Here is a 3,542-nt window from a genome sequence, read left to right as displayed (position 1 = left end):
TTGGCGACGCAAAAGAAAAGTGAGTTGCCGCCGGGCAACCCCCGGCTTGCTGGCACACCCGCAGCCTGATCAACGCGTGACGACTAACCCCGCCCCACAAACGGCATTTTCGTCGCCATGATGGTCATGAACTGAACATTGGTGGACAGCGGCAAAGCGGCCATGTGTACCACTGCATCAGCCACATGGTTCACATCCATCAGCGGCTCGATCGCAATTTCGCCATTGGCCTGCATCACACCCTTGGCCATGCGCGCGGCCATCTCGGTCTGGGCGTTGCCGATGTCGATCTGGCTGCAGGCAATGTCGTACTTGCGGCAATCCAGGGAGATCGATTTGGTGAGCCCGGTGATCGCATGTTTGGTCGCGGTGTAGGGCGCCGAGTTGGGGCGCGGTGCGTGCGCCGAGATGGAACCGTTGTTGATGATGCGCCCGCCCTGCGGCGACTGCGCTTTCATCAGACGGATTGCCTGCTGCGCGCAGAGGAAGGAGCCAGTCAGGTTGATGTTGACGACGTTTTGCCACTGCTCGAAAGTCAGCTCTTCCATGGGCACGGCCGGCGCGCCCACCCCGGCGTTGTTGAACAGCAGATCCAGCCGGCCAAAGGCGGCGTGTACCTTGTCGAAGGCGGCACGCACGGCCTCGGGCTGGCTGACATCGCAAGGCACCGCCAGCGCGCCTTCACCGCCCGACGCCTTGGCCACTTCGTCCAGCGCCTCGACGCGCCGGCCGACCAGGGCCACGCGATAACCCTCGCGCAGCAGCGCCAGTGCCACTGCCTTGCCTATGCCGGAACCCGCGCCGGTAACGAGTGCGACCTTGCCGTTCGATGTCATGGTGTGCCTTTGTCTCTTGATGTGAATGAAATGGCGGCTCGCCAGCGCATGGCTCCGCACCCTGCGAATTGTGCCCGAGCTGCACCGGCCGCGCTGGTGCCGCACGGGCACCGCATCTCAACTACTTTAGGTTTCAACTATTTTGAAAACCTGTTGGAAATAACCGACACCATGGGTTTTACAGCGGTGCTACCTTTGTGGCATGAGTTCCAGCGCCCCTCCTCCCCGCACGGCCCACGGTGCGGCCAGGCCTCTGAAACTATGGGATATTTCACCCGCCGTGGACGAGCACGCTGCCGTTTTCCCGGGCGATGCCGCCTACTCGCAGAAGCTGCACTTTGCGCTGGCGCCCGGCTGCCCGGTCAACGTCAACACCCTCACCTTCTCGCCGCACACCGGTGCACATGCCGACGCACCCATGCACTACGCCAATGGCGCGCCGGCCATCGGGCTCGTGGATTTGCTGCCTTACCTGGGAACCTGCCGCGTCATCCATTGCCTGGACTGCGGCCCGCTAGTGCAGCCAGAACACATCGCCCACGCGCTGGAAAACTTGCCGCCCCGCGTGCTGCTGCGCACTTCACCCGTAGCCAGCCAGTCCTGGGCATCATTTACGGCCATAGCCCCCGCCACGCTTGCGCTGTTAGCTAGCAAAAACATAGCGTTGGTCGGCATCGACACACCCAGCGTGGATCCCGCTACCAGCCAGGACCTGCCCAGCCACCATCTGCTGCTCAAGCATGACCTCCGGGTGCTGGAAAACCTGGTGCTCGACGATGTGCCTGCCGGCGACTATGAATTGATCGCCCTGCCTCTGAAACTGACCCGGGCCGACGCCTCGCCCGTTCGCGCAGTACTGCGCGAGCTTCCTGATGCCAACGCCATTGTGAGAAATCCATGACCACCTTGACCGACTGCCGCGCGCTCGACGCCAGCGATTCCCTGCGCCCCCTGCGCGACCAATTTGTGCTGCCCGAAGGCGTGATCTACCTCGACGGCAATTCCCTGGGCGTCTTGCCGAAGAGTGCAGCACCCCGCATCGCCGATGTCATCACCCGCGAGTGGGGCCAGGACCTGATCCGCTCCTGGAACAGCGCCGGCTGGTTCCACATGCCGCAGCGTCTGGGCAACAAGATTGCAACACTGGTAGGCGCCGGCCCCGGCGAAGTGGTGGCCACCGACAGCACCTCCGTGAACCTCTACAAGGTGCTGAGTGCCGCGCTGAACATGGCCGCCGAAGACGCGCCATCCAGAAAAACCGTCATCAGCGAACGCAGCAACTTTCCGACCGACCTGTACATTGCCGAGAGCCTGTGCCGCGAGCGCGGCTACACGCTGCAACTGGTCGAGCCCGACGAAATCAACGCCGCCTTGACGCAAGAGGTGGCCGTGCTGATGCTGACCCACGTCAACTACCGCACCGGCGCCATGCACGACATGGCGGCGCTGACGCAAGCAGCCCATGCGGCGGGGGTTCTGGCGGTGTGGGACCTGGCGCACAGCGCGGGTGCTGTGCCCGTGGATCTGCAGGGCGCCAACGCCGACTTTGCTGTGGGCTGCGGCTACAAATACCTCAACGGTGGTCCAGGCGCGCCGGCTTTTGTCTGGGTGCACCCGCGGCATACCGACCGTTTCCGGCAACCACTTTCAGGCTGGTGGGGGCATGCCGCACCCTTCGAATTCACGCCCGGCTACAGCCCCGCACCCGGTATCACACGCTACCTGTGCGGCACCCAGCCCATGCTCAGCCTGGCCGCGCTGGAATGCGGGCTCGACGTCTTCGGCGCCGCCGCCTCCCTGGGCGGCATGGCCGCGCTGCGCAGCAAATCGCTGGCACTGACTGACCTGTTTATCGCTCTCGTGGAAGAACGATGTGCCGGCCATGGCCTGGGCCTTGCCACACCGCGCGAGCACACACAACGCGGTTCACAGGTTTGTCTGACGCGGAGCCTTGGCCCCCACGCTCCGCCGCTTCGCGGGTCGCTGCCCCCCGAGGGGGCCGTCACCGACTTGGGGCGGCCCGGCGACGGTGACTCAGGCGCCTACGCCATCGCGCAGGCGCTGATTGCGCGCGGCGTGATTGGCGACTTCCGCGCCGGTGATGGCGCAGGCCATCCAGACATTCTGCGCTTCGGTTTCACCCCGCTGTACATCGGCTTTGAAGACGTCTGGCACGCCGTCGAGCACCTGAAACAGGTGCTGGAGACCGGTGAATGGCAAAACGCTGAGTTCAACCAGAAACACGTGGTGACCTGATCATGACCACCCCCGAAAAAATCGTCATCGACGAAAAAGCCCAGCTCGATTTCAGCCGCGACATGAGTTACGGCGACTACCTGCAACTCGACGCCATTCTCGGCGCCCAAAAGCCGCTCTCGCCTGCGCACGATGAGCTGCTGTTCATCGTGCAGCACCAGACCAGCGAGCTCTGGATGAAACTGATGCTGCACGAACTGCGCGCAGCCATTGCCAATGTGGCGAGCGACGAACTCGGCGCCGCCTTCAAGATGCTGGCCCGCGTCAGCAAGATCATGGAGCAGCTGGTACACGCCTGGGATGTGCTGGCCACCATGACGCCGCCCGAGTACAGCGCCATACGGCCCTACCTGTCCAACTCCAGCGGTTTCCAGAGCGCGCAATACCGCTGTATCGAATTCGCACTGGGCAACAAAAACGCCGCCATGCTCAAGCCCCACGCGCACCGCC

General features: G+C 63.7%; 4 protein-coding genes. 3 read left to right on the top strand and 1 reads right to left on the bottom strand.

What is annotated here, in order from left to right; translation table 11 throughout:
- Positions 1-83: 83 nt before the first annotated feature.
- Complete coding sequence (locus tag ABI660_RS23260; protein ID WP_348072602.1) at positions 84-836, bottom strand: SDR family oxidoreductase; 753 nt, start codon at positions 834-836, stop codon at positions 84-86.
- A 202-nt stretch (positions 837-1,038) separates the two neighbouring features.
- Here ABI660_RS23260 and kynB point away from each other — a divergent pair, with 202 nt between their 5' ends.
- The 3 genes from kynB to ABI660_RS23245 form a co-directional block, all read left to right on the top strand.
- Entirely contained in the window at positions 1,039-1,737 is a 699-nt protein-coding gene (kynB, locus tag ABI660_RS23255; RefSeq protein WP_348072600.1) for an arylformamidase, read from the top strand.
- Positions 1,734-3,092, top strand: a complete 1,359-nt coding sequence (gene kynU, locus ABI660_RS23250) for a kynureninase (RefSeq protein WP_348072598.1) — start codon at positions 1,734-1,736, stop codon at positions 3,090-3,092. The genes kynB and kynU overlap by 4 nt, the downstream gene beginning before the upstream one ends.
- Before the next feature lie 2 nt (positions 3,093-3,094).
- Positions 3,095-3,542 (top strand): tryptophan 2,3-dioxygenase family protein (locus tag ABI660_RS23245; protein WP_348072596.1); only part of this gene is annotated, 448 nt, incomplete at its 3' end.

This window comes from Polaromonas sp., from assembly GCF_039930745.1.
Taxonomy (GTDB): Bacteria; Pseudomonadota; Gammaproteobacteria; order Burkholderiales; family Burkholderiaceae_C; genus Polaromonas.
The sequence above is the reverse complement of the archived record's forward strand: the minus strand, read 5'-3'. Positions and strand labels throughout refer to the sequence as shown.

Excerpts from the sequence above, each read along its gene's own strand:
- ABI660_RS23260 (WP_348072602.1), bottom strand. The coding sequence starts at position 836 with ATGACATCGAACGGCAAGGTCGCACTCGTTACCGGCGCGGGTTCCGGC.
- kynB (WP_348072600.1), top strand. The coding sequence starts at position 1,039 with ATGAGTTCCAGCGCCCCTCCTCCCCGCACGGCCCACGGTGCGGCCAGG.
- kynU (WP_348072598.1), top strand. The coding sequence starts at position 1,734 with ATGACCACCTTGACCGACTGCCGCGCGCTCGACGCCAGCGATTCCCTG.